Here is a 24,074-nt window from a genome sequence, read left to right on the forward strand (position 1 = left end):
TATCGTGTTTCAGATGAACAAAAACCGGTTATTATACAGATAAAGACTGTTTCTTACGCGCGAAGAAGAGGAGGAGTATTTATGAATTTGGCTGCAATTGGAGTTCCCGGATTAATCATTATTTTAGTGATCGTTCTAATTTTATTCGGCCCCCGCAAATTACCTGAGGTGGGATCAGCTGTAGGTAAAACGCTGGCAGAATTTAAAAAGTCTGCAAAAGACATCATGGACGATGATGAAGAACCGAAGAAGATTGAAACTAAAGAGCAAGTGAAATAATTAGTTGTTGTTACAGCAAAAAAGCCAATCGCATGTGATTGGCTTTTCCCCTTGTTATAAGATTGACTTTCTTTTACTGGATGGGGGAATCTGCAATTCTTCCCGGTACTTACTGATCGTCCTGCGTGAAATTGTCACTCCTTGCTCCTTCAAGAAATAGTCGGCAATTTTTTGATCGGATAAAGGCTTTCGCTTATCTTCATCTGCCACGAGTGCTTTCAGCGCTGCTTTGACAGACGATTGCGAAACACTTTCTCCGTTTTGTGCTGCCAGCTTGGACGTAAATAATGAACGCATTTCAAAAGTTCCCGCTGGTGTTTGTATTACTTTATTCGACACCGCCCGACTGATTGTCGATTCATGCATTTCTATACTGTCTGCAATATCTTTTAATGTCATAGGCTGTAAAGCTTCACGGCCTTGCCGGAAAAATGTTTGCTGTTTTTCCAGAAGATCCGTGACGATACGGATCATGGTAGTGCGCCTCTGTTCTATACTCGTTAATAACCATTGCGCTTGTTTATGATAGCCTTGCAGGTAGTTAGAAAGTTCAGACTTCCCTTTCAGTGAAGATACATATTCCTTGCGCAGACTGATCTTTGGCAGTTCATGATCATTCAGATGAAACGTCAGCTTGCCTTGTTTTTCTTCTACGATCACATCAGGAACCATAAATTCCGTCTTTGTATTTGCAAGCTCCGGGCATGGTCTGGGATTCAGCGTTAATAAAAAGTCATACAATTCCTTCACGTGAGGCATTGTGATATTCATACCTGTCGCAATATCCTGCCATTTCCTGTCCGCCACAAGCGGTAAATAATCCGCAATGAACGTTTCAGCAAATTCAGGGCAATCCTCGCTCTGCCTGGCCTGCAGCAGCAGACATTCCCGCAAATTGCGCGCACCGATGCCAGGGGGACCAATTTGCTGCAGCAATTCAATTCCTTTTTCCACTCCCGTAACTGACTGCATTTCTGCTGATAGATAGCCGTTGTCATCCAGGCTGTGAATCAGCCGCTTCAGAAATTGCTTCGTTTTCTCATCAGGAAAATTGACATTTATCTGTTGAATCAGCTGGTCACGTTTCCCCTCTTCATCCTGCTTCACCCATTCTTGTGAATCAGATTCTGAACTGGCATACGATCGGGTGATCCGTTCCTCAAATGAATGATCTAGTTTTGGCTCTGTTAATTCAATAAGAGGATTTTCCAGTTCCTGCTCCCGAATATATTGTTCCAAGTCATATGTGCATAATTGCAGCAACTCAATAGCCTGGCGAAGCTCTGTTGTCATGTGCAGACCCAACTCCTGCTTTTGCCGAAGGACCATCTCCATAGCAGTTCCCTCCTAACGTACATTATTTTTAAAGATAACAATTGGATGCGCTTTCATTTATATTCATCTATCATATCATGCTTTTCATCTGTTGATAAAATTTTTTAAAAAAACAGCAAGGAAGCCAGTGCCCCCTTGCTGCGTTCTATTCATTCCACCTGTTGCGTCCCTGTTTAATCCAAGAGGAAATAGTAACTGTACGCGCTCCCTGGTACCTTACCGCACTTTCTGCATCTTTAATCTGATGATGTTCTTTATCCACTGTTACGCTGGTTCCGTATGGGTTCCCGCCAGCTAAAAATATCGAAGGATCAGAATAACCCGGCGCTGCAATAATTGCACCCCAATGCATCATTGTCGTGTAAAGTGCCTTAATGGTCGATTCCTGACCGCCATGCGGATGATCAGCTGAGGACATTGCACTGACTACCTTATTAACCAGCTTGCCTTGTGACCAAACTTCTCCTGTCCCGTCTAGATATTGTTTCATCTCAGATGGAATATTTCCAAATCTTGACGGCACACTGAAAATGATTGCATCTGCCCATACCAGATCCTCGACCGTCGCTATAGGCACATCTTTCGCTTTTTCTCTATGCGCTTTCCAGGCTTCATTTTTGTCAATTACATCTTGTGATGCCAATTCCTCCACACGCAGCACTTTTACTTGCGCACCGGCCTGCTGACCGCTTTCCGCTGCCCATCTGGCGAGCTGATAATTCGTGCCTGTCGCACTATAATATATAACTGCTAAATTTACATTCGCCACCGACGGCTCCCTCCTTACATCTATTGAACAGCCAGCAACTATCCTCATTCGGTCAATAATTGACTGAATGAACCGCTAACTGTTTCCGGCCAAATAAAAATCATGCACTTTTTTTACCAATATAGTTTTCTATTCTACTGGAACTAGAGTCCGCTGGTTCCTTATTTCCCATTGGGGCGCTGTTTTATCCGTTGAACTTGCCCACTATTTATTACTTTACTAGTTGTTTTATGTATGCGTTCTCTTATAATTATATATTATTCATATTTCCTATTCCATGCTAAAATGGATATAACGAGTCAGAAAGCTGAGGTCCTTATCCAATATGAATAGTATTACGAAACGACTCATTCTATATATAACAGGATTATTTTTATTATCGTTAGGTGTCAGCTTTTCAATACAGGCAAACCTCGGCGTCTCCCCCGTATCATCTTTAGCATACGCGATTTCACTCACTTCAGGATTAACTATTGGGACTACCACTGTATTAGCAAATATTCTATTTGTTTTTATTCAGATTCTGTTGACAGAAAAACGTATTGGACTGCGTGAATTCATCGTTCAGCTGATAATCGTATTTCTATTTGGTGTTTTCATGGATCTGACACTGGCAATCGTTCAATTATTGTCTGCTCCTGAAACACTGCTGGGAAGATACATATACTTAGCAGTCAGTCTGTATGTTATTTCTGCCGGATTGCTGGCCTATTTCACCGCGAAATTACCATTAATGCCTTACGATGCCTTAACGTATGTTATTAGTGACCGATTCAAAATGAAATTTGGGAAAGCAAAGATCACCAGCGACTTGCTGAATGTAGTATTGGCAGGCATCATCTGTTTAGTATTTATCCATACGCTCGGAGCTATTGGAATCGGTACTCTATTGGCAGCGTATTTCATCGGAAAGATCCTTGGTTATGCCATGCCTCGTTTCCAGCCCGCGCTTCAGAGCTGGGTACTTACTAGCAAAAAGGATTTGACGGCAAAAGAAAAAGAATTGCCTGGGCCCCTGCACAAATGAACGTATAGTACAAAAGGAGATGTTCCGTAAGTCGAAGCAATACGGCTTCCAGGGCATCTCCTTTTGTGACTGGGAGTTATAAAGTTTAACGCTGCGGATGACTTCTGAAAAAGTTTAGGTTGATGAACGAATAAGGGCTGCCTTACCGCCCACTGTCCTACATGCTAATTATTTCTTATATACTAAACGAAACTTCTCACAAACGACCGGCATCGTGTCGTAAAAATCCCCGTTGATCTCTTTCAGCTCTTTCGTAAAAAATGCCTCATGGACTTCCCTCCAATAGCGAAGAGAGCGATCCCCTTCCCCTTCCAGGTATGCATGCTCTTCCGTCACTTCATTGAAAGGAACTACTTCCACCGATGTCGTTTCAACAATCGCTGCTGCTATGCCGTCACCATCGAGAATAATATTATGAAGACCCGGCTCGGGCAACGGTTCATTTTCCGCTTGATACAGGAGATAGTTCGATGCGGTTGCCGTTTTAACTCCTGCTGCCGTCAAATTCAACAAATTATCCGCCATCTCTTTTGAATCACCAAAAGACCATGCTTCGTAGCGGTCAGGGGCTTCGGGCTGAATTTCTTTATATTTTTCCCACATTTGAATGACCGATTTTCTGCTTACGTACTCTTTCCATGCAGTGATTCCGCCTTCCAGCACGACTGCATGATAATTACGGTCAGAAAGAATGGCTGCGCATCTGGCCGCAGAGTTTCCTGTCGTACACGTAATCACCATTTTTTTGTCGGCCGGTAATTCCGGCAGGCTTTGGCTGTGTTCTTCTTCTAGCTGAAATATGTTGGTTTTCGGCAAGTTCAACTCTTGGACAGCATCACCTTCAATATGAAAATGATTGTATTTATCTTCTGCACGCACATCCACCAGCAGAAAATCCTCCCGAGCTTCTATTTTCTTATATAATTCTTCCGGAGTAATTGTTGCAGCCATAGTTATTCATTCTCCTTATCTTTCAGTTGATGATTTCTATTATACCTTCACCAGACTGCTTTTTGGGAAAGTTACTGACAATTTATATTTCTGTGGTATATGTAAATAATTCATGTTATCAAAACAAAAAAGATAGGTATCCTCCAAGTATGTAAATTAGAGAACGTCCTATCTTTTATCAGTGTGTGTTATCCTGTCGAAAGTTATACATTATTTTTACTGAAATTTCGCCAGCATACTTCGACGGCATCATTTATGCATTCACTTGAGCAGGTTCATGCCATGGATAATTGTTCGTTAATACCGTAGCCAAATCTTTACTTTGCTGCTTTCTCATTTTACGGATTTCAGCCCGCTGCGGTGCGGTTTCATGCAAATATTTTTCCTCTTCTGTTACAGGGATAACACGGGGAACGGTTAAAGGCTTTTTATCTTTATCCAGTGCCACAAACGTTAACAATGAAGTCGCCGCAATTTTACATACGCCGGTAGCCAAATCTTCCGCAATGACTTTCACGAATATTTCCATGGAAGATGTCCCGGTCCAAGTCACATACGACTCAAAGCATACTGAATCGGAAGGACGGATCGGATACAGAAAGTCAACAGAATCCATAGATGCCGTGACACAATCTGCTCTGCTGTGCCGAGCTGCAGAAATCGATGCAATTTGATCAATATCGCTCATTAAACGTCCGCCAAACAATGTGTTATGATTGTTAACGTCGTTCGGAAACACCCTGCTCGTACGTACGACCCTTGATTCCCGACACTGCTTTTCTAGTTTCATTGTAAATGAAGCCTCCTCTGGATTGTGCAGCAAATTACTTTATAAGTAATTTGAAAAATTAAAATATTCCTTTTTTGTATATCATCTAAATATACGCCTCGTTCACACAACTGTCAAGAATAGACTTCCATTTACATTTCTTCTATTGGTATTACTTGCTTTCTTGAAGCATCGGCAGATCCTTTTCTTCCAACAGACCTGTTCCCAGCAGACCTTTCATAATTCCATCCTCAGCGCATGATGCTGTAATAAAATCAGCAATTTCTTTTAACTCAGGAATTGCATTATCCATTGCAATACCAGTGCCAACGGTCTTAATCATTTCCATATCATTTTCACCATCGCCGAATGCGTAGCTGTTTTCGACAGGGATCTGTAAGTATTCGAGCATTTTTTGAATACCTATTGCTTTTGAGGCGCCATTAGGCAGCATATCGACTGAGCATTCATCCCACCGAATAAATGTATAGTCTTTAAATACATTCATATACTCTTCCATTTCGTTAGGACTGGAATAGATCTGCACCTGATTAACATCGGAATGAACGTATACTTGCGGGTCTACTGGCGGATAAGGTATTTTCAAACGAGATGTTCCTCCTTGTACGAGCGGATGCGCATCGGCATTTGTTACGAACGATTCAAACGTGGCATACGTTAAACCATGTCCGTTTTTATGAGCAAGCTCTGTAAGCTGATGCAGGATTTCACGCTCAATAGGATTCGAATAGATTTCTTTCCCTTCCAGTACAGCATGCTGTCCGTTCATAGATATGTAGGAGTCGAACGATAACTCCTCCAGCAGCCATTGAAACATTAGCGGTGCCCTGCCTGTGCAAATGACAGTATAAATTCCTTTATCTTGCAATGCTTTAAGCGATTGCTTTGTCGATTCTAAAATTGTTTTATCATGATTCATTAACGTTCCGTCCAAATCAAAAAACACAATTTTTTTATCCGAATTCATTTTCGTTTCCCCTTCCTTCTATTCGTTTACTTTCAATTTTCCTTTTCTGATCTATCCGTACATCGTCTTGCTGACGCTGTATGCCAGGCGGCTATATACCATGTAGTCTACCAATTCATTTGGTAAATTGCTGTGAAATTGCTTAAAGCACGCTGATTTACCGATGCAGGGCACAGAGTCAATTTCGGACTAAAGATTGAGGAGGAAGAAAACATGAAGGGATAGTCTGGAGCAGGAAATCCAGTGAACTGGAGCTTTCTAGAAATAGTTAGGCACTATTATAGTATAGTTATACAAAGGGGGAATACAGTATGCAATCTGATCAATACATTCGTCGTATCCGTTTGAAACGTGATTCTGTTCCATCTTTTATTGACTATCCGTTTCATTTGCCTAGTATATGCACTTTAGAAGAGTTAGAACTTCATCCAAATGTTACTTTCTTTGTAGGCGAAAATGGTACAGGGAAGTCTACACTGCTCGAAGCTATCGCAGTGGCAGCAGGTTTCAATCCTGAAGGCGGTTCTCTGCATTTCAACTTTTCTACGTATGATTCACATTCTATATTGGACGAATACATCACTCTCATCAAAGGCGTGATTCGCCCCGCTGACGGTTTCTTTCTTCGTGCCGAAACGTTCTATAACCTGGCAACGACGATTGAGGAGTTGGACAGTTCACCAGGTCCGAGCCCCCGTATTATAGACGGTTTTGGCGGGAAATCATTGCATGAACAGTCACACGGCGAATCCTTTTGGTCGACATTCATTCATCGCTTTAGAGGTAACGGAATCTATTTATTGGATGAACCGGAGTCTGCACTATCTCCCATGCGTCAACTTTCTATGTTGAGCAGGATTCATGACTTGGTTGGCAAAGGTTCACAGTTCATTATTGCAACACACTCACCGCTACTCCTATCCTACCCTGACGCGAAGATTATCGAATTTACAAATGAAGGTGCACAGGAAGCGACAATAGAAGAGACAAGCCATTACCAAATTATGAAGCAGTTTTTTGATGATAAAGATCGAATGCTGCATTATCTGCTGAAATAAATTCAGACGATAAAAAGCGATTATTTCCTCGGAAATAATCGCTTTTTGACTTTATTCTTTTCCGTTTTTATTCTGCACTTCTCGCCTTGCTTCTTTCTTTATTTCTTCCACTTGCTCTTCAGCTGCCTTCGCTGCATCGTTTGCGATCTTGGATGAACTCCTATCTTGGTCATGTTCAGGTGTATCTGCATAACTTTTTGTCATTTCACACACTCCTGTCTGAATTTGTAACTTTATTATTCCCCAGTTACTCAAAATAAAAACACACATTTTAGAATACCTGATTTTTCATGCTACAATGAGGGAAGAATCTAAGAAAGGTGGACTCCTTTGTGCGCAAGAAATTGTCTATCTATATACTCATGCTGGTGATCGGCTTCACTCTTTTATTTTTAGCTATTTTTCTCGATCTGCCTGAAAAAGTCATGTGGGCACTTTTGGCGATTGCTGTCATATTAAATCTAACAAGCGCTATTGCTGCAATGCGTATCGGCTTACAAGAAATGAAACCTGGAAAAAGATAAGTCTGTTTGAACCCGAAAGAAGAACAGCAAGTCAGAGCCGCCAATGCAAAAGAGTAAAGTAAAAATTCGTTTAGGAACTGAACGTAACTGGTAATTGAGTCCGGCGTTTAAGAGCATAATAAAAAGAATGTCCCGAAGTTACGAACTTCAAGGGCCATTCTTTTTTACTAAGAATTATTTTCAAGAAGTTCCGTTCAGAGTCAGCAATCGTAAACGCACTGTCTAATGATCACACGAATGCTTCCTATCTTATCAGGCTAACATTCGCTTCCGGACATACGACTTGAATCCATCCGCCGAATACACATCCCGCTTCGGTATAATATACGCACTTACCGTACTCGTGTACACGTAAAAATACTCCGCATCTTCTCTCAGCTGCTTTACTCCCGTCCACTGCACAGCTGTTTCGCCTACAGAAGTCTTATCCGTAATTCCCGCTTTGTTCATCTTCATCAGATGTTCTCCGACTAATCCTTCATTCTTGCCTTCTTTCAGCATCTTACGTACCTGCCGGGTAATATGAAAATAAAAATACTTCGGATAGAAGATCACCCACAATACCGCTGTGATTCCAAATGCAGCAAACAATGGCCCTTTTGGCATCTCCGTAAATACAGATAGGAAGTATGCAAACAGCAAAAATATTAATGGGGATATGTATCGTTGCCACTGCAACGAGTTTTTCCCGACTTTAGAATGTTTTACATGATACAAATTGAATGCCACTACATCTTCTTCTGTTAATTTATACTGAATCTCCATAGGATCCTCCTGCCAAGTGCGCGGTGTCATTTAATAGCAGACAGCTTTTCTTTTCTGCGTCTATTACAGTCAGCGATGTATTATCAATTGTTACGGCATATTGTGAATCCTCCATCAGCGCAGCTATAATCCGTTTGATGAAGCTCCCATGGCTGACAATCAGCAGACGCTGATCAGGATTTTCGCTAATTTTTTCATTTACAAATTCAAGTCCTCTGGCAATCACGCTTTCTGCCGTTTCAAATTTCAAATCCAGCTCCCGCCACTTTGGCCCCCATTTCTGCAGCCGCTCCTGTTCTGTCGTTCCTTCAATCAATCCGCCGCTTCTTTCGCGCAGGCGGTCATCTTCGACAACAGGTACGCCGGATTGTTCCGCAAGTAAATCCGCTGTCTGCCTGGCGCGTATCATTGGGCTGGTGAAGATAATATCCCACTTTTCTTCGGCCAGACGCTCCGCCAATTTCCGGGCGGTTTCTACACCTTCTTCATCCAGCGGTATATTCGAGCTTCCCTGTGCGCGGCCTTCTTTGTTCCATGCCGTCACGCCGTGTCGAATAAAGCCAATAATGGTCAATGAAATCTCCCCCTATATATTCGGTCTGAATGCCGGCGTCCTTTTAATCCACAAGTAATTCAGTGCTACCCCAAGCAGCAGGACGAATGCTCCGAAGTAGAACGGATAATCCACATCAATGTCAAATAATGCTCCTCCTATAACAGGTCCGAAAACATTACCGATACTTGTGAACATCGAGTTCATTCCGCCTACAAATCCCTGTTCATTTCCCGCGATTTTGGACAGATAGGAAGTGGCAGCAGGACGGATGAGGTCAAACCCTACGAAAATAATCATCGTTACCGCAAGCACAGCGAAATAACTTTGCACGAATGTTGCCAGGAACACGAGAAATGCAGAAAATATCAGGCAGAATAAAATCAGTCTCTTTTCACCAATTGTTCTCGCAAGTTTATCAAAAAGCAGCACTTGTGCAACCGCTCCGACCAGTCCGCTTCCTGTAATGATGATGGCGATATCTTTTGGTGTGAAGCCAAATTTATGGTCAACAAACAAACTGAAAATCGATTCAAATGAAGCCAAACCAAAAGATAAAATAAGAATAATAATAAACACAATAAAATAATGAGGAGCAAAGATACGTTTTAATCCAGGCTTACTTTCGTCCTCCGTCACCGCTTCCTGATAGCGGTCAGGCTCCCGCAGGACGATGAAGGAAAAGACGGCTGCAAATAAAGCGAGTCCGCCCGCAAAAAAGAACGGAACCCGCGTGCCAAAGCCTGCTAAGAAACCGCCTATTCCCGGGCCGAGAATAAACCCTGTGGAAATAGCCGCCGACATGAAGCCTAATGCTTTGGAACGCGTTTCCATTGTAGTGATATCTGCAATAAACGCAGTCACCGCCGGCATGATGAATGCCGCACTGATGCCGCCTAAAATACGGGATGCAAAAAGAACAGGTAATGTTTGTCCAATCCCGAACAGGAACTCGGATGTACTGAAAATCACCAGGCCGGCTACAATCATTTTCTTTCGGCCGAAAGTGTCAACCCATTTTCCTGAAATAGGTGAAACGAGCAGCTGGGCCATGGCAAAAATCGCAACCATATAGCCCACTACCGTACCGGTTATATGTAATTCGTTCATTAATCTCGGCATGACAGGAATAACCAGTCCAATTCCTAAAAAAGCAATCAGTAAATTGGTCAACAGCAGCCCTAACGTAATAGATTCCTTTTTCATGTACTCTCTCCTACGTTCTTTCTAAGTTGATATTGGAACATCATAGCAAGCACGGAAGGAAGTTACAAGAAGTAAAGACGTGTGTTATTCATGTTTTACCACTTCAAATTCAAAAAATGTTCAATAAGCTGCCGTCGTGCAATTTCAGCGACCGGCCAGCACTGAATTTCAGTTACAATTTGATCACGCGTGACAAATCCTTTGACAAATCCATTCAGTCTGGCAGCAAAAGTGGAATTTCTCATAGACTGTTCAGTTGGATAGAGTGACTGTAATTGTTCGAGTATTTTTGGGTAGCGTTTTATATAATACTTTTGATGGCGTTCCTCAGCTAACGTAAAGTGGGCCAGCGGTGTGATTTCTGTTTCAATCATTTCACCGAGTTCTTTTTCCATCTCCGCCTTCACCAGCTCAATAGTCCGTTTTTGCTGTTCATTATGATAGCGCAGCGAGGATACAGACTGCTGTCCCTTATATTGATCGCGATTTGGATAATGATTGCGCCAAAAATGAAGCAGTATTTCCTGAAAGCTGCTTATTGCCGGATCAAAATCAATTTCCACTGTTTCTGTATGATCAGCCATCGTTCTATACGTCGGATTTTCCGTTGTTCCTCCTGCGTAGCCTGTTCGAGTTCGTATGACAGCCGGCAGACTGCCAAACCGGGCTTCTGGACCCCAGAAACAGCCCATACCAAACGTCGCGGTTTCGAGCTGTCTATTGGAGATTAATTCATTTTCTGCTTCAATGACAGTAAACAAGCTGATTCACTCCTTTGCTTAGTTCTACTATACCAAAAAATGACGGTAAAAAAACAGAGTCCATTTGGCTGGGACTCTGCATAAAATATATGATGATTTTTAATGTTTTTTCCATTCTTCCTTCAACTTGCTGTACACAATTAAATCATGATAGTGATCATACAGGAATTCTCCGTCACGGATGACCCCTTCTTTATGGAAACCTAAACGTTCAGGTATAGCGAAACTTTTCCTATTATCTGCCCCGCATCTAATTTCCACACGGTGTACATTATATTCATCAAACGCATAGTCAAGCAGTGAAGATACTGCGGCTGTCATAATGCCCTTTCCCTCATACGCTTCCGCAAGCCAATAGCCGATGCTCGTTTGTTTATTTACATAGTTCACCGAATGAAATCCGGCCATGCCGGCTAACTCGCCCTTATAAAGAACCCCTGCCTGAAATCCATCTTCCTCAGCAAATTGCCGCAGCCACGCAGTAATAATCGGACCGTACTGATCTGCACTTTTTATTGAATCGACCCACGGCAGCCATTCCCGCAGATGCTCCCGTGATTGATCGACTAAAGCAAACAGCTCTCCTGCATCTTTTTGGCTCATTAATTTCAAAGATATATCATCTGTTACATGATGTACAAACATAGTTAAGCTCCTTTCGTCATATACCTGCTGGACATACAAATTCCCTGAATAGCTATATGATTATGCCAAGTAATTAGAGATAGCCATAATACTAATAAGCAGTCTGCTTCAATATACTCGGAGCGGCTCACTATTATTTCTGGTCCACCTCATTCATCGCGAATATCTAAACCCATCATTGCCGCAAATTGCACGGCTTGAACCGAAGACACAATGCATCCGTCCAAATCTTCCATCGATATGGTCATATGTTCAAATTCTGATGTTCTTAGCTCGACACCTTTCAGCGGTGTTTCATCAAAACTGCATGACTCTAAGTTGCATTCTGCAAAATAAGTATGTTTTAATTGACAGTCGAAGAAGTCCGCATCTTTCAACTGACACGTTTCAAACCATACCCTCTCCCACTTTGCATGGACAAAGGCTGACAGATTGCATATACATTCTTCAAACAGAACGTCCGTGAACCGCGCTTCTGTAAAGTTTACACCGAGCATTTTACAATTGTGAAAACTGGCGCGGTGAATACTGATCCCTGTCAAGTCCGCATTGGAAAAATCACAGTTCTCAAACCGTACGTCCGTTAGAAATAATCCGGGTAACACCGAACCTTGAAAGCTGGTGTTCTTAATGTGCGCAGCTGTAAAATGAGCACGCTCAATTGTCTGTCCATCCAGTCTGGAATCTATAACGCTGGCGTTCAGTACATAAGGATCCTCTTCATGCATTGCATCCTGCAATTGTACAGATGTCAATTGTTCTGGTATTCGGGGCTGATTACGTTTCATTTTACCGACTCCTTATTCTAAGTTCTGTTACAGGACTTACAATTATGTACATGGTATTATTGCGAAAAGGGGTGACGATTATGGAAATCAATGATCAAGCACGAAAACAGCTTCTAGCTCAGGTTGAACATCTGTCCGATGAAGATATTAACCGGAAACCAGCCGAAGACAGATGGTCCGTTAAACAGATTTTGCAGCACCTTTGCCTCATGGAAGGCGGGGTAACGAAAATTATACAGACCCGGCTCGCTTCTAATGGGCAGAATCTGGCCACAGATAAACCGATCCAACTCGCTGTTCAACGCTCCACCAAAGTAGAGGCACCTGATTTCGTAACACCCACCGGGGACTTTTCCGCGCTTGAGGAATTGAAAGCGCAATTATCAGCCACCCACTCTGCATTACATGTGTTGGCAGAGAACACGCCTGCTGAACATTTGGAAGTGAAATCTCATCCGCATCCTGTTTTCGGCGAGATGAATCTCAAACAATGGATTCCTTTTGTAGGGTATCATGAATTGCGTCATATTGAACAAATTAAAGAAGTGAAAGAACAACTTGGTATTTAATAAAGACCTCTGCTGCAACTTTATATTGCGGCAGAGGTCTTTTCTGATTGCTAGTGAATATGCTGAAGTGCCTGCTGTATGCTGGCGAAAGTTTTCAGCACTTCTGCCGGATCCTTTACTGCTGCCAGTTTTCGTGCAAGCTGCGGTGACACACCTGTAATGTAGAGCTGACTGCCCATTAAATCCAGTACTTGCTGAATTTCCAGCAACCGGTCAATCGATGTGCCTTCCTCCCAATATAGCCCCGTAATATCTAGAAGTACATGATCCACTTCCCGGGAATGTACGAAGTCGCTCAGTTTCATGATTAAAAGATTAAAGCGTTCCTCATTCATTTGACCAATTAATGAAACGGCAGCGAGATTGTCATAAATCATCATGATCGGCAGCATGAGCTGTTCGATTTCATTGTCTTTACTATGTAATTCTTCTATCTGTCTGTATTGCACCGAGACGTCTGTCTGCGTACCAATGAAATAGTCTTTGCCTTCGATCACAACCGGACGGATACTGAGACGGTTCCAAAACATTGTCCCGTCTTTTTTATAATTCTTCAGTACGACTGTAATTGGCACTCTCTCTGAAATTGCTCTTCTGATTTTCATCACACTGGACGGATCCGTATCTGCACCTTGAAGAAATCTGCAGTTGCGGCCAAGCGCTTCTTCTTGCGTGTATCCCGTCATAGTTTCAAAAGTTTTATTAGTATAGATTATAGGATTGTCTTCAAGGGAGACGTCGGTAACCAGCGCCGAAACCCGGCTGCCGTCAATTAACGCTTCCATCAGCTGTCTTTGTACTGTATCCGGTAAGTTTCTAATTCTCTACACATCCCATCCATATCAAATACTTGTTATTGTTTTATCGTAGCATATGCTTTTGCGTTTTGTATAATAAATTTGAATAGTTCGCCGAATTTCTTTTTAAAATAAACAGACTGGGACAAAATATAAAAAAAGCGTAAAGTTTATTCCTTTACGCTTTTTTATGTCTATTTTTTATTAAATACTTTGCAAAGCATTTGAGTGGACCGGAGCGGAAAAAGGCCGACTCCTGCGGGATTTAGCGCGAATGTTGAGACCCCGCAGGAGCGCCAGCGACGAGGAGGCTCAAGCGCGCCCCGCGGAAAGCGTGCCTTTTGGAGCGCAGGGGAACGGACTTTTTTTAGTTTTGTCCCAGCCTCCTCCGTTTTATATACGTGCAGCCTGCATCGCTTTGAATTCTTTTTCCGAACATAACACAAAATGTTCAGGAGCAACCTCGCGGAATTCTACTTTTTCATCCGGCCCATATTGATGGTCTTTCGGATTATACGGTCTGCGTACACGTGAACGCTCATAAATAGGATCCGGCAGCGGAATTGCTGACAGCAAAGATTTTGTATAAGCATGCATTGGATTTCGGTATAATTCATCTGCCGGAGCCATCTCCACCAGTTTACCAAAGTACATTACACCAATCCGGTCAGAAATGTATTTCACCATCGACAAATCGTGTGCGATAAATAAATACGTCAAACCTTTTTCTTCCTGAAGCTCCTTCAGCAAGTTCACAACTTGCGCTTGAATGGAAACGTCCAATGCAGAAATGGGTTCATCTGCAATGATGAATTCAGGGTCAACAGCCAATGCACGGGCAATTCCGATGCGCTGGCGCTGGCCGCCTGAAAATTCATGGGGATAACGCTCAGCATGTTCACGGTTTAATCCAACGGTTTCGAGCAACTCAATGACACGTTGTTTCCGTTCTTTCTTGCCTTTCACCAGACCGTGTATATCCAGTCCTTCTGCTATAATATCCAGCACTTTCATCCGCGGATTCAAAGAGGCATAAGGATCTTGAAAGATCATTTGCATCTTCCGGTTCAAGGCGTGATTTTCTTGTTTGCTTTTCGGTGCGTGAACATCTACTCCGTCATAGAGAACCTGTCCTGCCGTTGCATCATACAGTCGAATCATTGTACGGCCTGTTGTAGACTTGCCGCATCCCGACTCTCCCACCAGGCCAAATGTTTCACCGCGCTTGATTGTAAAGCTGATATCATCAATTGCACGGACTTCAGATGCTTTTCCTGCATTAAAGTATTGTTTTAGATTTCGCACTTCAATTAATTGGTCTGCCATTACACAGTACCTCCAGTCTGATCGACATAGTATCGACTGCCAGGGAATGTTTTCATCCGCTCAATAATCACCGCAGGCGGTTCAACTTGCGGCGCCTGTTCGTGCAATAACCACGTCGCTGCATAATGCGTGTCACTCACCTTGAAGAATGGCGGCTGACGCTCCATATCAATTTTCATTGCATACTCACTGCGCAGTGCGAATGCATCCCCTTTTGGCGGATTCAATAAGTCAGGCGGCGTCCCCGGAATTGCATACAGCTTTTGATCCGCCAAATCCATGGACGGCATTGAGCTAAGCAATCCCCATGTATAAGGATGCTGCGGATTATAGAAGATTTCATCAACTGTGCCGATCTCCACAATTCTGCCGCCATACATCACTGCCACACGGTCTGCAACGTTTGCTACAACGCCCAGATCATGTGTGATGAAGATGATAGATGTATCAATTTTGCTTTGAATTTCTTTCATTAATTCTAATATTTGCGCTTGAATGGTTACATCAAGTGCCGTCGTCGGCTCATCAGCTATCAGTATTTTCGGGTTGCATGCGAGCGCAATTGCGATAACGATACGCTGACGCTGACCGCCTGAAAACTGGTGAGGGTACATTTTATAGCGGTTTTCAGCATTCGGAATACCCACGAGATTCAATAATTCAATCGTTTTTTCCTTAGCCTGTGATTTATTTAGCTTCTGGTGTTTTAAAATCGGCTCCATGATCTGTTTGCCGATCGTCATCGTAGGATTTAATGATGTCATCGGATCCTGGAAGATCATTGATATATCTTTTCCGCGTATTTTTTGCATATCCTTTTCAGGAATTTTCGTTAAATCTTTTCCTTCAAATATGATTTCGCCGTTTTTATATTCGGCACTTGACTCAGGAAGCAAGCGCATGATTGATTTTGTCGTTACCGATTTTCCGGATCCTGACTCTCCCACGATAGCGAGTGTTTCACCTGTAAGCAAATCAAAGTTCACTCCACGGATCGCTTTCACTTCACCTGCAAATGTATGGAAGGAAAGCTCGAGGTCTTTTACTTCTAAAATTTTCGTCAACTTGCTCTCCTCCTCTTAATCTTTCATCTTCGGATCTAACGCATCGCGCAGTCCGTCACCGATCAAGTTAAATGCAATCATTAAAATACTGATGACAATCGCCGGGAACAGAAGGACATACGGCTGGTTCTCCATCACTTTATAGCCATCATTAATCAATGTACCTAACGATGCCGCCGGCGGCTGAAGCCCGATTCCAATAAAGCTTAAGAATGCTTCAAAGAAAATCGCGTTCGGAATTGTAAACATCGTATTGATGATGATAATACCAAGCATATTCGGCAATAAATGTCTGGTGATAATTTTTCCGTCCTTAGCTCCAAGTGTGCGTGAAGCAAGAACGAATTCCTGTGATTTATATTTCAATGTTTGGGCACGGACAATCCGTGACATTCCAATCCAGCCGGTTATGGTGATCGCGACAATGATTGCAGCGATACCCGGATCCATAATCATGATCATTAAGATGACAACAATCAAAGTCGGTATGCCGATTAGTATTTCAACGATCCGCTGCATAATATCATCGGTGCGGCCGCCGAAGTATCCTGAAATCCCGCCGTATGCAACGCCGATGACCATATCAATTGCCGCTGCAACAAATGCGATAAACAGGGATACACGAGTACCTTCCCATAGCCGTGTAAATAAATCGCGGCCGAGACCATCTGTACCGAACCAATAATATTCATCAACCTTTTTCATTTCATACAAATTTACTTTTTTACCTGCGAGTTTACCTTCTCCATCAAAGAAACCTGTCGCTTCAATCCCCGGAATTTTAGGAGGCAGGTTGGCATGGCGCAAGTTTTGTGCATCGCCGGCATGTCCAGTTAAATACGGGCCAATTAATGCCATCAGCCCAATCAATAATAGTATGACCATGCTGATGATCGCTGCTTTATTTTTACGAAGACCAAGCCATGTATCTTGCCAAAAGCTCAAACTTGGTTTTTCTATCCGTTCTGCTTTATCAGCGTCAATTGTGATTCGTTCAAAGTCTTCGTGCGTTATCTTTTTTTCTTCAAATTCGTTGCTCATTATCCCTTACCTCCTGCCACGCGGATACGCGGATCAATAATTCCGTATAAAATATCCACAATAAAAATAACTAAAATTAGGAAGGCAGAGAACAATAGCGTCGTACCCATAATCGTTGCATGATCATTCGTCATGATAGACGATACGAATTGTTCACCAATTCCCGGAATAGCAAAAATTTGTTCCACAACGAGCGAGCCTGTAACCAATCCGGCAGCCAATGGCCCGAGCACTGTGATTAATGGAATCAGCGCGTTTCGGAAAGCATGTTTAAAAGCGATTTCGAAACCGTTCGCTCCCTTTGCTTTAGCCAATATAATATAATCTGAATTTAATACTTCTATCATCTCAGTCCGTATGAAACGCGCGGATAGGGCTAGCGGCCCCATAGCGAGTGCAAGCGATGGCAGGACACTGGACTTCCAACCGTCATTCCACAAACCGACCGGTAACAGATGCCATTCAGAAGCAATCCAATACTGCAGTAATGACGCAAATACAAAGGACGGAATGGAAATACCGAGTATGGCAAAGAAGGTGCTTCCATAATCCCAGAATGTATTATGCTTCAATGCTGCAAGCATACCAAGCAGGATTCCGACAATCGTCCCGAAGACCATCGCTTGCGCTCCCAAGATTAAAGAAGGTTTCAATCTTGTAGCCAATAGATCGTTGACACTTTTCCCTTTAAATACAAAGGACGTTCCCAGATCACCTTTTGCCAAGTTCTTCATATAAATTGCGTATTGTACGGGCTTTGGTTTATCGATCCCGTACTTCTTTTCAACAATCGCTTTCTGTGTATCATTTAATTTGTTATAAGAAGCGATTGGTGAACCCGGCAATGTTTGCATGAGGAAAAAAGAGGCCGTTGCAATTAACATCAGCGTTATGAACATATATACTATACGTTTTCCAATATACTTAACCACGGTACGTTACACCTCCAAGAAAGTTTCTTTCTGTATATTCATTTAGCTATTCTACAATTTCCGACAAAATGCACCATTTGAAATATTTAAACTATTCGATGTTACTAAAAAGAGAGTATATGGAATATCAATTCCCATATACTCTCCCCTATGAAACTTACATACATACTTTGCTGCTATTATTTACCGGAGATGTATGCCCACTTGTATGAGTAGTCTGCTCCAAACGGATGATCTACTAAGCCTTTAAAGTATGGCTTGTGCAGGAAGATCAAACCACGCTGATAAATCGGTGCGATGGCAGCGTCTTCATCAAGAAGAATTTTCTCGGCTTTTGCAAATGCTTCATAACGCTCCTTAGGCTTAAGTGCCAGCTCGCCTTTGGAATCTTCAATCAATTTATCGTACTCAGGATTAGAGTAAGACATTAAGTTGTTTGTGCCATCTGTTACGAATAGATCCAAGAATGAAATCGGGTCTTGGAAATCCGGTCCCCAGCCTGATACTTGAATATCATAGTCTTGGTTACCATCTAAGTCAAGACGTACAGAGAACGGCACTTCTTTCAATGAAATTGAAAGACCTTCTAAATTTGTTTCTAATTGAGATTTGAAGTACTCGTCCATTTTCTTAGAAAGCTCAGTGTCTCCACCCAGAATTTCTAATTTAAGAGAGTCAACACCCAATTCTTCTAAACCTTTTTTCCAGTGTTCTTGTGCTTCTTCCACATTATACTCCAAGTGGTCTCCGCTCAGCTCACGGAAATCTTTTTCATCTTCATCAAATGCAAAGTTTGTTGGAACTAGGAAGTTCGCAGGCAATGAACCGTTAGCCAGTACTACATCAGCCATGTCATTTTTCTCGAACGCTTTAGCAATTGCTTTACGGATATTTTCGTTCGCAAGTGGTGTTTTTTCTCCACCGCGCTCTTGGTTAAACTTGAAGTAGAATACAGACGTTTCCGGCTGAATTACTGCTTCCGCGTCATCACGATACTGCATAGCCAAGTCGCCGGAAACTCCTGCACGATCTAGCTTGCCATCCTGATAAAGCTTTACTGCAGTTGCAGAATCTTTTACAACGTTTACATGAATTTCATCAAGCTTTACGTTTTCTGCATCCCAGTAATGTTCGTTCTTAACATACGTCCAGCTGTCACCAGTACCATCCCATTTTGTTAAAACGAATGGACCGTTTGACAGAAGATTTTCTGAATTTGTTGCGTATGCATCAGCTTTAGAAGTTACGAACTCTTCTTTCAGCGGGTAGAATGTTCCAAATGACATCAGTGACAAGAAGTAAGGTACCGGACGCTCCAGTGTTACTTCAAACGTTTTTTCGTCTACAGCCTTAACTCCAAGCTCAGACACTTCCATTTTTTCTTCAGAGATAGCTGTCGCATTTTTTACTACGCCAGACATCATGAATGGTCCGTATGGTGAACCTGTAGCCGGGTCGATTGCACGCTGCCAAGCATAAACGAAATCGTCAGCTGTAACAGGTGTTTCATCAGACCACATTGCATCGCGAAGTTTGAATGTATAAGTCAGTCCATCCTCACTTACTTCTGCTTCTTCAGCAGCCATTGCAGGTTCAGCAATATTTTCCTGGTTTAAACGGTATAAACCTTCATTGATATTGTTCAATACGTTGAAGCCAACCTGATCTTCTACGATTGATGAGTCAACAGATGGAATAGCAGCAGATTCAGCCAAGTATAGTACTTGCTCAGCGTCAGGTTCTCCGTCTTCGTCTTTCGGATGCTGTTTTTCTTCAGTTGCCTCTTCGTTGTCCTTGTCATCTCCGTCCGCTGCCGGCTTATCTTCATTTTTGGATCCGCCGCATGCAGCCAAGAACATACTTAGCACTAACGTGAGTGCCATAAGTAAAAGCCACTTCTTATTCTTCAAATTGTTGACCTCCCCTTTTGTTTTTGAAGTACTAGCTTTTTAATTATACAAGAAAAACATATAAATGTAAACGCTAACAACATAATTATCTTAATTTTAAACTATTGATGAAGATTCTACACAATTTGACCCGTTTCTTGTATGATATACAGTAGTTGCTTACACTATTAATGAAAAGAAGGATTTCAATGAACCCTAATGTTATTATATTTCTTATATCTCAATTGATGATTATTATCGCAGCATATTCAGTATACGGCCGGATCTCACTGCTCGGCTATATTAACACTTCATTTTTCGTCAGTGGTTTTCTGCTCTTTATCGGCGGTGCAGTATTCATTATCCGTACGGGTTCTTTCGACTTTTTCATGAAAAGTACACGGAAAGTATTTGCGCCTAAAGGGCAGAGAGAAGTGCTCGATTCCATGCGTGCTCCCAGTGAAGCAATGTCAGCGAATCCGGCATGGTTTTTTATAGCCGGCTTGCCTGCTTTTGTTCTAATGATTGTTGCGCTTGTGGTGTATTATATACAGCAATAAGTAAGGATTTTTTGAACAAATATACTGAATGGAATAATCGTCTTAACTCCCTGACGGATATATGTACTGAATGTTCACCAAACGCTTTCATTTTTCTCTTATTATTTTCTAAAAACTATTACATACATAAGAGATATGTTTTACCGATGTTCTCAATATTAAAACGCAGCGTTCCTTTACAGGAGCGCTGCGTTATTTCCATTATTTACGGTCTTCTACTTTCAGTTTGCCGCCATCATTAAACGTAATCTTGACTTCGAACTTTGTATAGTTCGCATCCAGATTAAAGACTTTCAGCACCTGATCAATTGCCTCTTCATTTGTACTGTCTTTCGTCAGACTTAGCTGTTTCACTTTTGGATATATGTCGTCAAATGCTTCCTGCCCTTTCAAATGCACGTTATTTACTTCGTCCTCTACTTTCGCTTTTACAGGCTCATTTTCATCTTGTTCAATTTCTGCTTCGTATTCGATGTCCTTGTCATATGAAACCTCTACTTCAATTTCTTTAAATGAAAGCTGCTTCATATCTGCTTCCATATTGCCTGCCGCAGAATCTGCTGATCCTTCCGTTTCGCCTTCACCCATAGAATTTTGCGTTGTCTCATCAGTGGCAGGTTCTAATGGCTGTTCCACAGGCGCTGATGCTGCATCTTTGTTTTCTGTTCCCGTGTCTTTTGCGGCGTCCGTCCCGCATGCCGCCAGACTGAGTGCCATGACAGAAATTCCGGTCAGTAATGCTCGTTTCATTATAAATTCCTCCTGTATATTGTATTCCTTATAGTAATTCCCCGATTTTCATTATTTAATCGATTAGTTTTATTTAATGAAGGGTATGTTGGTAAGTAAAGGAGTGAATCGAATGGACAAAAAATACCTGGCAACTGCAAAAGAGGCTATTGATTCGATTGAATCAGCTGTTCCAACAGAGAGACATTTACGTCGGGCCCATGCGGCCGGCATCGCTTTTGATGCCGTGTTTTTGCCGACCGGTGCTGCAATGCCCTGGACTGTCGCAGCCCATTTACAAAAAAAAGAAGTGCCCGCTGTCGTTCGTTTCTCTCACAGCTCCACAAGTGCTGATCCAAACCAGCGGCTGAATCCAATTAAAGGTATGGCGGTTCGCTTTGAATTACCTGATGATAACTTTACAAATCTTACAATGGCCAATATTCCAATCTTCATCAGTAAAACACCTGATGCATTCATTCGCCTAATCCAGGCACTTGGCGCTTCGGGCTCCTGGCCGCAGCGCTTCGGATCATTGTTGCAAGACGCCGAATATAAAGCATTCGGCACTATTTTGAAGAAGATCAAACCGCTTCGCAATTATGAGACCTTACATTATTACTCCATCCATGCATACTACCTAGTGAATCAAGAACAGCGGAAACAGGCTGTGCGATTTGAATGGCAGCCCCTGCCTCAAAATGACCGGACTTTATCAGGCAACTCTATGGAAAACAAACTTATCCAAGAAGTAGAGTCAGCGGAAATCCCCATACGCTTTCGTCTGCTCATACAGCTTGCTGAAAAAGGGGACCCAACTGATGATCCTACTGTTATGTGGCCTAATGACAGAAAGAAAATTGAGGCAGGCATCCTGACATTGACTGCCGTGCGTGCCGATAATGCTGAATCTATTGTCTTTGATCCGACAGTGGTAGTTGAAGGTGTAAAGTGCAGTGAAGATCCGGTTCTGCACTTCCGCTCTGCCGCCTATGCAGAATCAGCCAGACGGCGCGGTGCACTCGAATAGATTCATATAAGAGAACGCCCGCAATCTATTGGCGGTAATAATCCGATGTGATAATTTAATATTTTCACCAAATATTTCACACACAATTTGTCAATTCTTTCAATTTCCATTGTATTTTTAAATTATTCACAACCGCAATATAAACAATCATACTTTTATACCGTATTGATAAACTTGATTTTTTCATCACACCCTTGTTAAACTAGCATCGTGTCAATTCAACGTGCGGAATAAAAGCAATTCTTTATAAATAAGAATTCACCAGTCAGACTGGCAGAAGGGGTTGACTACTCACTACAAGGAGCTGATGTGTATGACAAAGGAAGAACAAATGATACTGGATAATACAGTAGATGAAGAAGAAAAGGATTACACCCTGGACCGTGTGCCAATTGAAGACCGGACAAAAAGCTGGCTAAGCATAACGAATATTACATTCGGTATCGCAACTGCCATCTTTTATTTTCAAATGGGCAGCGTGATGGCCTTGCAATTTGGCGCACCAAACGCCATCGCTTCTGCAATTTATGCAATTATCGTAGCTGGCTTGCTTGGTACAGTAATTGCATACTTATCGGCAAAATCGGGCATGAATGTCAATTTACTCTCGCGGGGCGGCGGTTTCGGCTATATTGGCGCCTCACTCACCTCTCTGATTTACGCTTCAAACTTTATTATGTATTGTGCATTTGAAGGCTTGATACTTGTCTCAGCAGTTCATCATTTCGTTCCCGGTTTGCCTGAATGGGTTCTGATTGTGGTATTCGGAACATTAGTCATTCCGCTTAACTGGTTCGGAATCGAACAATTGGACAAGCTGCAGAAATGGTCTATGCCAATATTTATGATATTTCTCGTTACAGCTATCGTGGTCTCTTTCATTAAACCCGCAGTATACACCGGATCTGTTTTCTCATACATGCCGGAAGGAGTACAGTTTGGCGGTACAGCTCTGTTATTCTGTATCGGTATGCATAACGGAATTATGGGATTAACCGCTTTACTTGCTTCAGACTATGCACGTTTCTTAAAACCTTCAGACCGAAAATTCGGTTCCCTTGCGATTGGTTTTATTCCGCAGATTTTCTGTTACGGCGTGATGGGCGGACTTGGAATATGGTTTGGTGTACGATTCCTCGAGAAGGATCCGGGCGTCTACATCGTTCTGCTGCTCGGTATCGGCGGTGCATTATTCACTATGCTGACGCAGTTACGAATCAATGTCACCAATATTTACAGCAGTTCACTTTCATTGTCCAATTTCTTCGAGAATGTGCTTCGTTTTACACCGGGACGCAGATTTTGGGTTGTCGTCTCCGCTGTTACCGCCATTTTACTGATGCTCGGCGGAATTGTGGATCATCTGGATACCGTAATGACTTTCCAAGGAGTATTTTTATTCTCCTGGGCTGCTATCTTGGTGACGGATGCACTCATCGTCAAAAAGTGGCTGAAAATTGGACCTGATTATTATGTGGCACGACAGAGATTCCTGTATAAATGGAACCCTGTAGGCGTCGTATCACTTCTTGCAGCCAGCGCATTTGGTACAATTGCCGCTTCTGGTCTGCTTGGGATATTCCTGCAGTCAACCGCAGCATTTTTTGCCGCGCTGCTTGCAGCTATATTGACAGTAGTCATCGCCGTCTATACGAAAGGTTCATATTATTTACAGCGTGAACCAAACGATATTACCGCAGAGGACAGAATTAGATAATA

The 24,074-nt window shown here is 42.4% G+C and carries 27 protein-coding genes; 8 read left to right on the forward strand and 19 right to left on the reverse strand.

The annotated features are described in order from the left end of the window. Window positions 1-81 precede the first annotated feature (81 nt). Window positions 82-279: a twin-arginine translocase TatA/TatE family subunit gene (gene tatA, locus SporoP33_RS06265; protein WP_081242924.1), complete on the forward strand. Its 198-nt coding sequence runs from the start codon at window positions 82-84 to the stop codon at window positions 277-279. Between the two features lie 54 nt (window positions 280-333). Here the strand turns inward: tatA and rpoN are convergent, their stop codons facing one another. After that, window positions 334-1,614 (reverse strand): RNA polymerase factor sigma-54, encoded by a 1,281-nt coding sequence (gene rpoN / locus SporoP33_RS06270; RefSeq protein WP_081242925.1) that lies wholly within the window; start codon window positions 1,612-1,614, stop codon window positions 334-336. Between the two features lie 145 nt (window positions 1,615-1,759). Then, complete coding sequence (gene wrbA / locus SporoP33_RS06275; RefSeq protein WP_081242926.1) at window positions 1,760-2,383, reverse strand: NAD(P)H:quinone oxidoreductase; 624 nt, start codon at window positions 2,381-2,383, stop codon at window positions 1,760-1,762. 325 nt (window positions 2,384-2,708) lie between these two features. Here wrbA and SporoP33_RS06280 point away from each other — a divergent pair, with 325 nt between their 5' ends. Beyond that, window positions 2,709-3,410, forward strand: coding sequence for a YczE/YyaS/YitT family protein (locus SporoP33_RS06280; RefSeq protein ID WP_081242927.1), 702 nt, complete (start codon window positions 2,709-2,711; stop codon window positions 3,408-3,410). A gap of 168 nt (window positions 3,411-3,578) precedes the next feature. Here SporoP33_RS06280 and SporoP33_RS16565 read toward each other — a convergent pair whose 3' ends face one another. From SporoP33_RS16565 to SporoP33_RS06295, 3 genes are all read right to left on the reverse strand, one after another. After that, on the reverse strand, window positions 3,579-4,361 hold the full coding sequence (locus SporoP33_RS16565) for an ASCH domain-containing protein (RefSeq protein ID WP_081242928.1): 783 nt from the start codon (window positions 4,359-4,361) through the stop codon (window positions 3,579-3,581). Between the two features lie 253 nt (window positions 4,362-4,614). Next, on the reverse strand, window positions 4,615-5,151 hold the full coding sequence (locus SporoP33_RS06290) for an acyl-CoA thioesterase (RefSeq protein WP_081242929.1): 537 nt from the start codon (window positions 5,149-5,151) through the stop codon (window positions 4,615-4,617). Between the two features lie 151 nt (window positions 5,152-5,302). Further along, window positions 5,303-6,118, reverse strand: a complete 816-nt coding sequence (locus tag SporoP33_RS06295) for a Cof-type HAD-IIB family hydrolase (protein WP_081242930.1) — start codon at window positions 6,116-6,118, stop codon at window positions 5,303-5,305. Window positions 6,119-6,429: 311 nt separating this feature from the next. On the opposite strand from SporoP33_RS06295, the gene SporoP33_RS06300 reads away from it, so the two are divergent. After that, a complete protein-coding gene (locus SporoP33_RS06300; protein WP_081242931.1) occupies window positions 6,430-7,176 on the forward strand; it encodes an AAA family ATPase in 747 nt (248 codons plus the stop codon). A 51-nt stretch (window positions 7,177-7,227) separates the two neighbouring features. On the opposite strand, the gene SporoP33_RS15970 is transcribed toward SporoP33_RS06300, so the two are convergent. After that, a complete protein-coding gene (locus SporoP33_RS15970) occupies window positions 7,228-7,380 on the reverse strand; it encodes a hypothetical protein (RefSeq protein ID WP_155961315.1) in 153 nt (50 codons plus the stop codon). 128 nt (window positions 7,381-7,508) lie between these two features. Between SporoP33_RS15970 and SporoP33_RS06305 the strand changes: the two genes are divergently transcribed. Next, entirely contained in the window at window positions 7,509-7,700 is a 192-nt protein-coding gene (locus SporoP33_RS06305) for a hypothetical protein (protein ID WP_081242932.1), read from the forward strand. A gap of 252 nt (window positions 7,701-7,952) precedes the next feature. Here the strand turns inward: SporoP33_RS06305 and SporoP33_RS06310 are convergent, their stop codons facing one another. The 6 genes from SporoP33_RS06310 to SporoP33_RS06335 all read right to left on the reverse strand — a co-directional run bounded on the left by SporoP33_RS06310 (window position 7,953) and on the right by SporoP33_RS06335 (window position 12,418). Continuing rightward, the gene (locus SporoP33_RS06310; protein WP_196796873.1) at window positions 7,953-8,465 is read right to left on the reverse strand and encodes a YcxB family protein; all 513 of its coding nucleotides are present in this window, start codon (window positions 8,463-8,465) and stop codon (window positions 7,953-7,955) included. After that, window positions 8,449-9,039 (reverse strand): histidine phosphatase family protein, encoded by a 591-nt coding sequence (locus tag SporoP33_RS06315; protein WP_081242934.1) that lies wholly within the window; start codon window positions 9,037-9,039, stop codon window positions 8,449-8,451. Before SporoP33_RS06315 ends, SporoP33_RS06310 begins: the two co-directional genes overlap by 17 nt. Window positions 9,040-9,051: 12 nt before the next feature. Beyond that, on the reverse strand, window positions 9,052-10,224 hold the full coding sequence (locus SporoP33_RS06320) for an MFS transporter (RefSeq protein ID WP_081242935.1): 1,173 nt from the start codon (window positions 10,222-10,224) through the stop codon (window positions 9,052-9,054). Window positions 10,225-10,319: 95 nt separating this feature from the next. Next, entirely contained in the window at window positions 10,320-10,985 is a 666-nt protein-coding gene (locus tag SporoP33_RS06325) for a peptide-methionine (S)-S-oxide reductase (protein WP_231293309.1), read from the reverse strand. A 99-nt stretch (window positions 10,986-11,084) separates the two neighbouring features. Then, on the reverse strand, window positions 11,085-11,630 hold the full coding sequence (locus tag SporoP33_RS06330) for a GNAT family N-acetyltransferase (protein ID WP_081242936.1): 546 nt from the start codon (window positions 11,628-11,630) through the stop codon (window positions 11,085-11,087). A 149-nt stretch (window positions 11,631-11,779) separates the two neighbouring features. Beyond that, a complete protein-coding gene (locus tag SporoP33_RS06335; protein WP_081242937.1) occupies window positions 11,780-12,418 on the reverse strand; it encodes a pentapeptide repeat-containing protein in 639 nt (212 codons plus the stop codon). Window positions 12,419-12,498: 80 nt separating this feature from the next. Between SporoP33_RS06335 and SporoP33_RS06340 the strand changes: the two genes are divergently transcribed. Beyond that, window positions 12,499-12,987, forward strand: coding sequence for a DinB family protein (locus SporoP33_RS06340; protein ID WP_196796874.1), 489 nt, complete (start codon window positions 12,499-12,501; stop codon window positions 12,985-12,987). A 50-nt stretch (window positions 12,988-13,037) separates the two neighbouring features. Here SporoP33_RS06340 and SporoP33_RS06345 read toward each other — a convergent pair whose 3' ends face one another. The 6 genes from SporoP33_RS06345 to SporoP33_RS06370 form a co-directional block, all read right to left on the reverse strand. After that, window positions 13,038-13,772 (reverse strand): YtvA family blue-light photoreceptor, encoded by a 735-nt coding sequence (locus SporoP33_RS06345; protein WP_081242939.1) that lies wholly within the window; start codon window positions 13,770-13,772, stop codon window positions 13,038-13,040. A gap of 405 nt (window positions 13,773-14,177) precedes the next feature. Then, window positions 14,178-15,110, reverse strand: a complete 933-nt coding sequence (locus tag SporoP33_RS06350; protein WP_081242940.1) for an ABC transporter ATP-binding protein — start codon at window positions 15,108-15,110, stop codon at window positions 14,178-14,180. Beyond that, the gene (locus SporoP33_RS06355; RefSeq protein ID WP_081242941.1) at window positions 15,110-16,174 is read right to left on the reverse strand and encodes an ABC transporter ATP-binding protein; all 1,065 of its coding nucleotides are present in this window, start codon (window positions 16,172-16,174) and stop codon (window positions 15,110-15,112) included. The genes SporoP33_RS06350 and SporoP33_RS06355 overlap by 1 nt, the downstream gene beginning before the upstream one ends. Before the next feature lie 15 nt (window positions 16,175-16,189). Then, window positions 16,190-17,215, reverse strand: coding sequence for an oligopeptide ABC transporter permease (opp3C, locus tag SporoP33_RS06360; protein ID WP_081242942.1), 1,026 nt, complete (start codon window positions 17,213-17,215; stop codon window positions 16,190-16,192). After that, window positions 17,215-18,147 (reverse strand): oligopeptide ABC transporter permease, encoded by a 933-nt coding sequence (opp3b, locus tag SporoP33_RS06365; protein WP_081242943.1) that lies wholly within the window; start codon window positions 18,145-18,147, stop codon window positions 17,215-17,217. Before opp3b ends, opp3C begins: the two co-directional genes overlap by 1 nt. Window positions 18,148-18,326: 179 nt before the next feature. Beyond that, entirely contained in the window at window positions 18,327-20,057 is a 1,731-nt protein-coding gene (locus tag SporoP33_RS06370) for a peptide ABC transporter substrate-binding protein (RefSeq protein WP_081242944.1), read from the reverse strand. A gap of 188 nt (window positions 20,058-20,245) precedes the next feature. On the opposite strand from SporoP33_RS06370, the gene SporoP33_RS06375 reads away from it, so the two are divergent. After that, window positions 20,246-20,596 carry a DUF3899 domain-containing protein gene (locus SporoP33_RS06375; protein WP_196796875.1) on the forward strand — a complete coding sequence of 117 codons (351 nt, stop codon included), beginning with the start codon at window positions 20,246-20,248 and terminating at the stop codon, window positions 20,594-20,596. A gap of 201 nt (window positions 20,597-20,797) precedes the next feature. On the opposite strand, the gene SporoP33_RS06380 is transcribed toward SporoP33_RS06375, so the two are convergent. Beyond that, complete coding sequence (locus SporoP33_RS06380; protein WP_081242946.1) at window positions 20,798-21,346, reverse strand: YusW family protein; 549 nt, start codon at window positions 21,344-21,346, stop codon at window positions 20,798-20,800. Between the two features lie 112 nt (window positions 21,347-21,458). Here SporoP33_RS06380 and SporoP33_RS06385 point away from each other — a divergent pair, with 112 nt between their 5' ends. Both SporoP33_RS06385 and SporoP33_RS06390 read left to right on the forward strand, forming a co-directional pair. Continuing rightward, entirely contained in the window at window positions 21,459-22,355 is an 897-nt protein-coding gene (locus SporoP33_RS06385; RefSeq protein WP_196796876.1) for a catalase, read from the forward strand. Between the two features lie 313 nt (window positions 22,356-22,668). Next, window positions 22,669-24,072 (forward strand): purine-cytosine permease family protein, encoded by a 1,404-nt coding sequence (locus SporoP33_RS06390; protein WP_081242948.1) that lies wholly within the window; start codon window positions 22,669-22,671, stop codon window positions 24,070-24,072. Window positions 24,073-24,074 lie beyond the last annotated feature (2 nt).

The sequence above is a fragment of the Sporosarcina sp. P33 genome (genome assembly GCF_002077155.1).
Lineage (GTDB): Bacteria > Bacillota > Bacilli > Bacillales_A > Planococcaceae > Sporosarcina.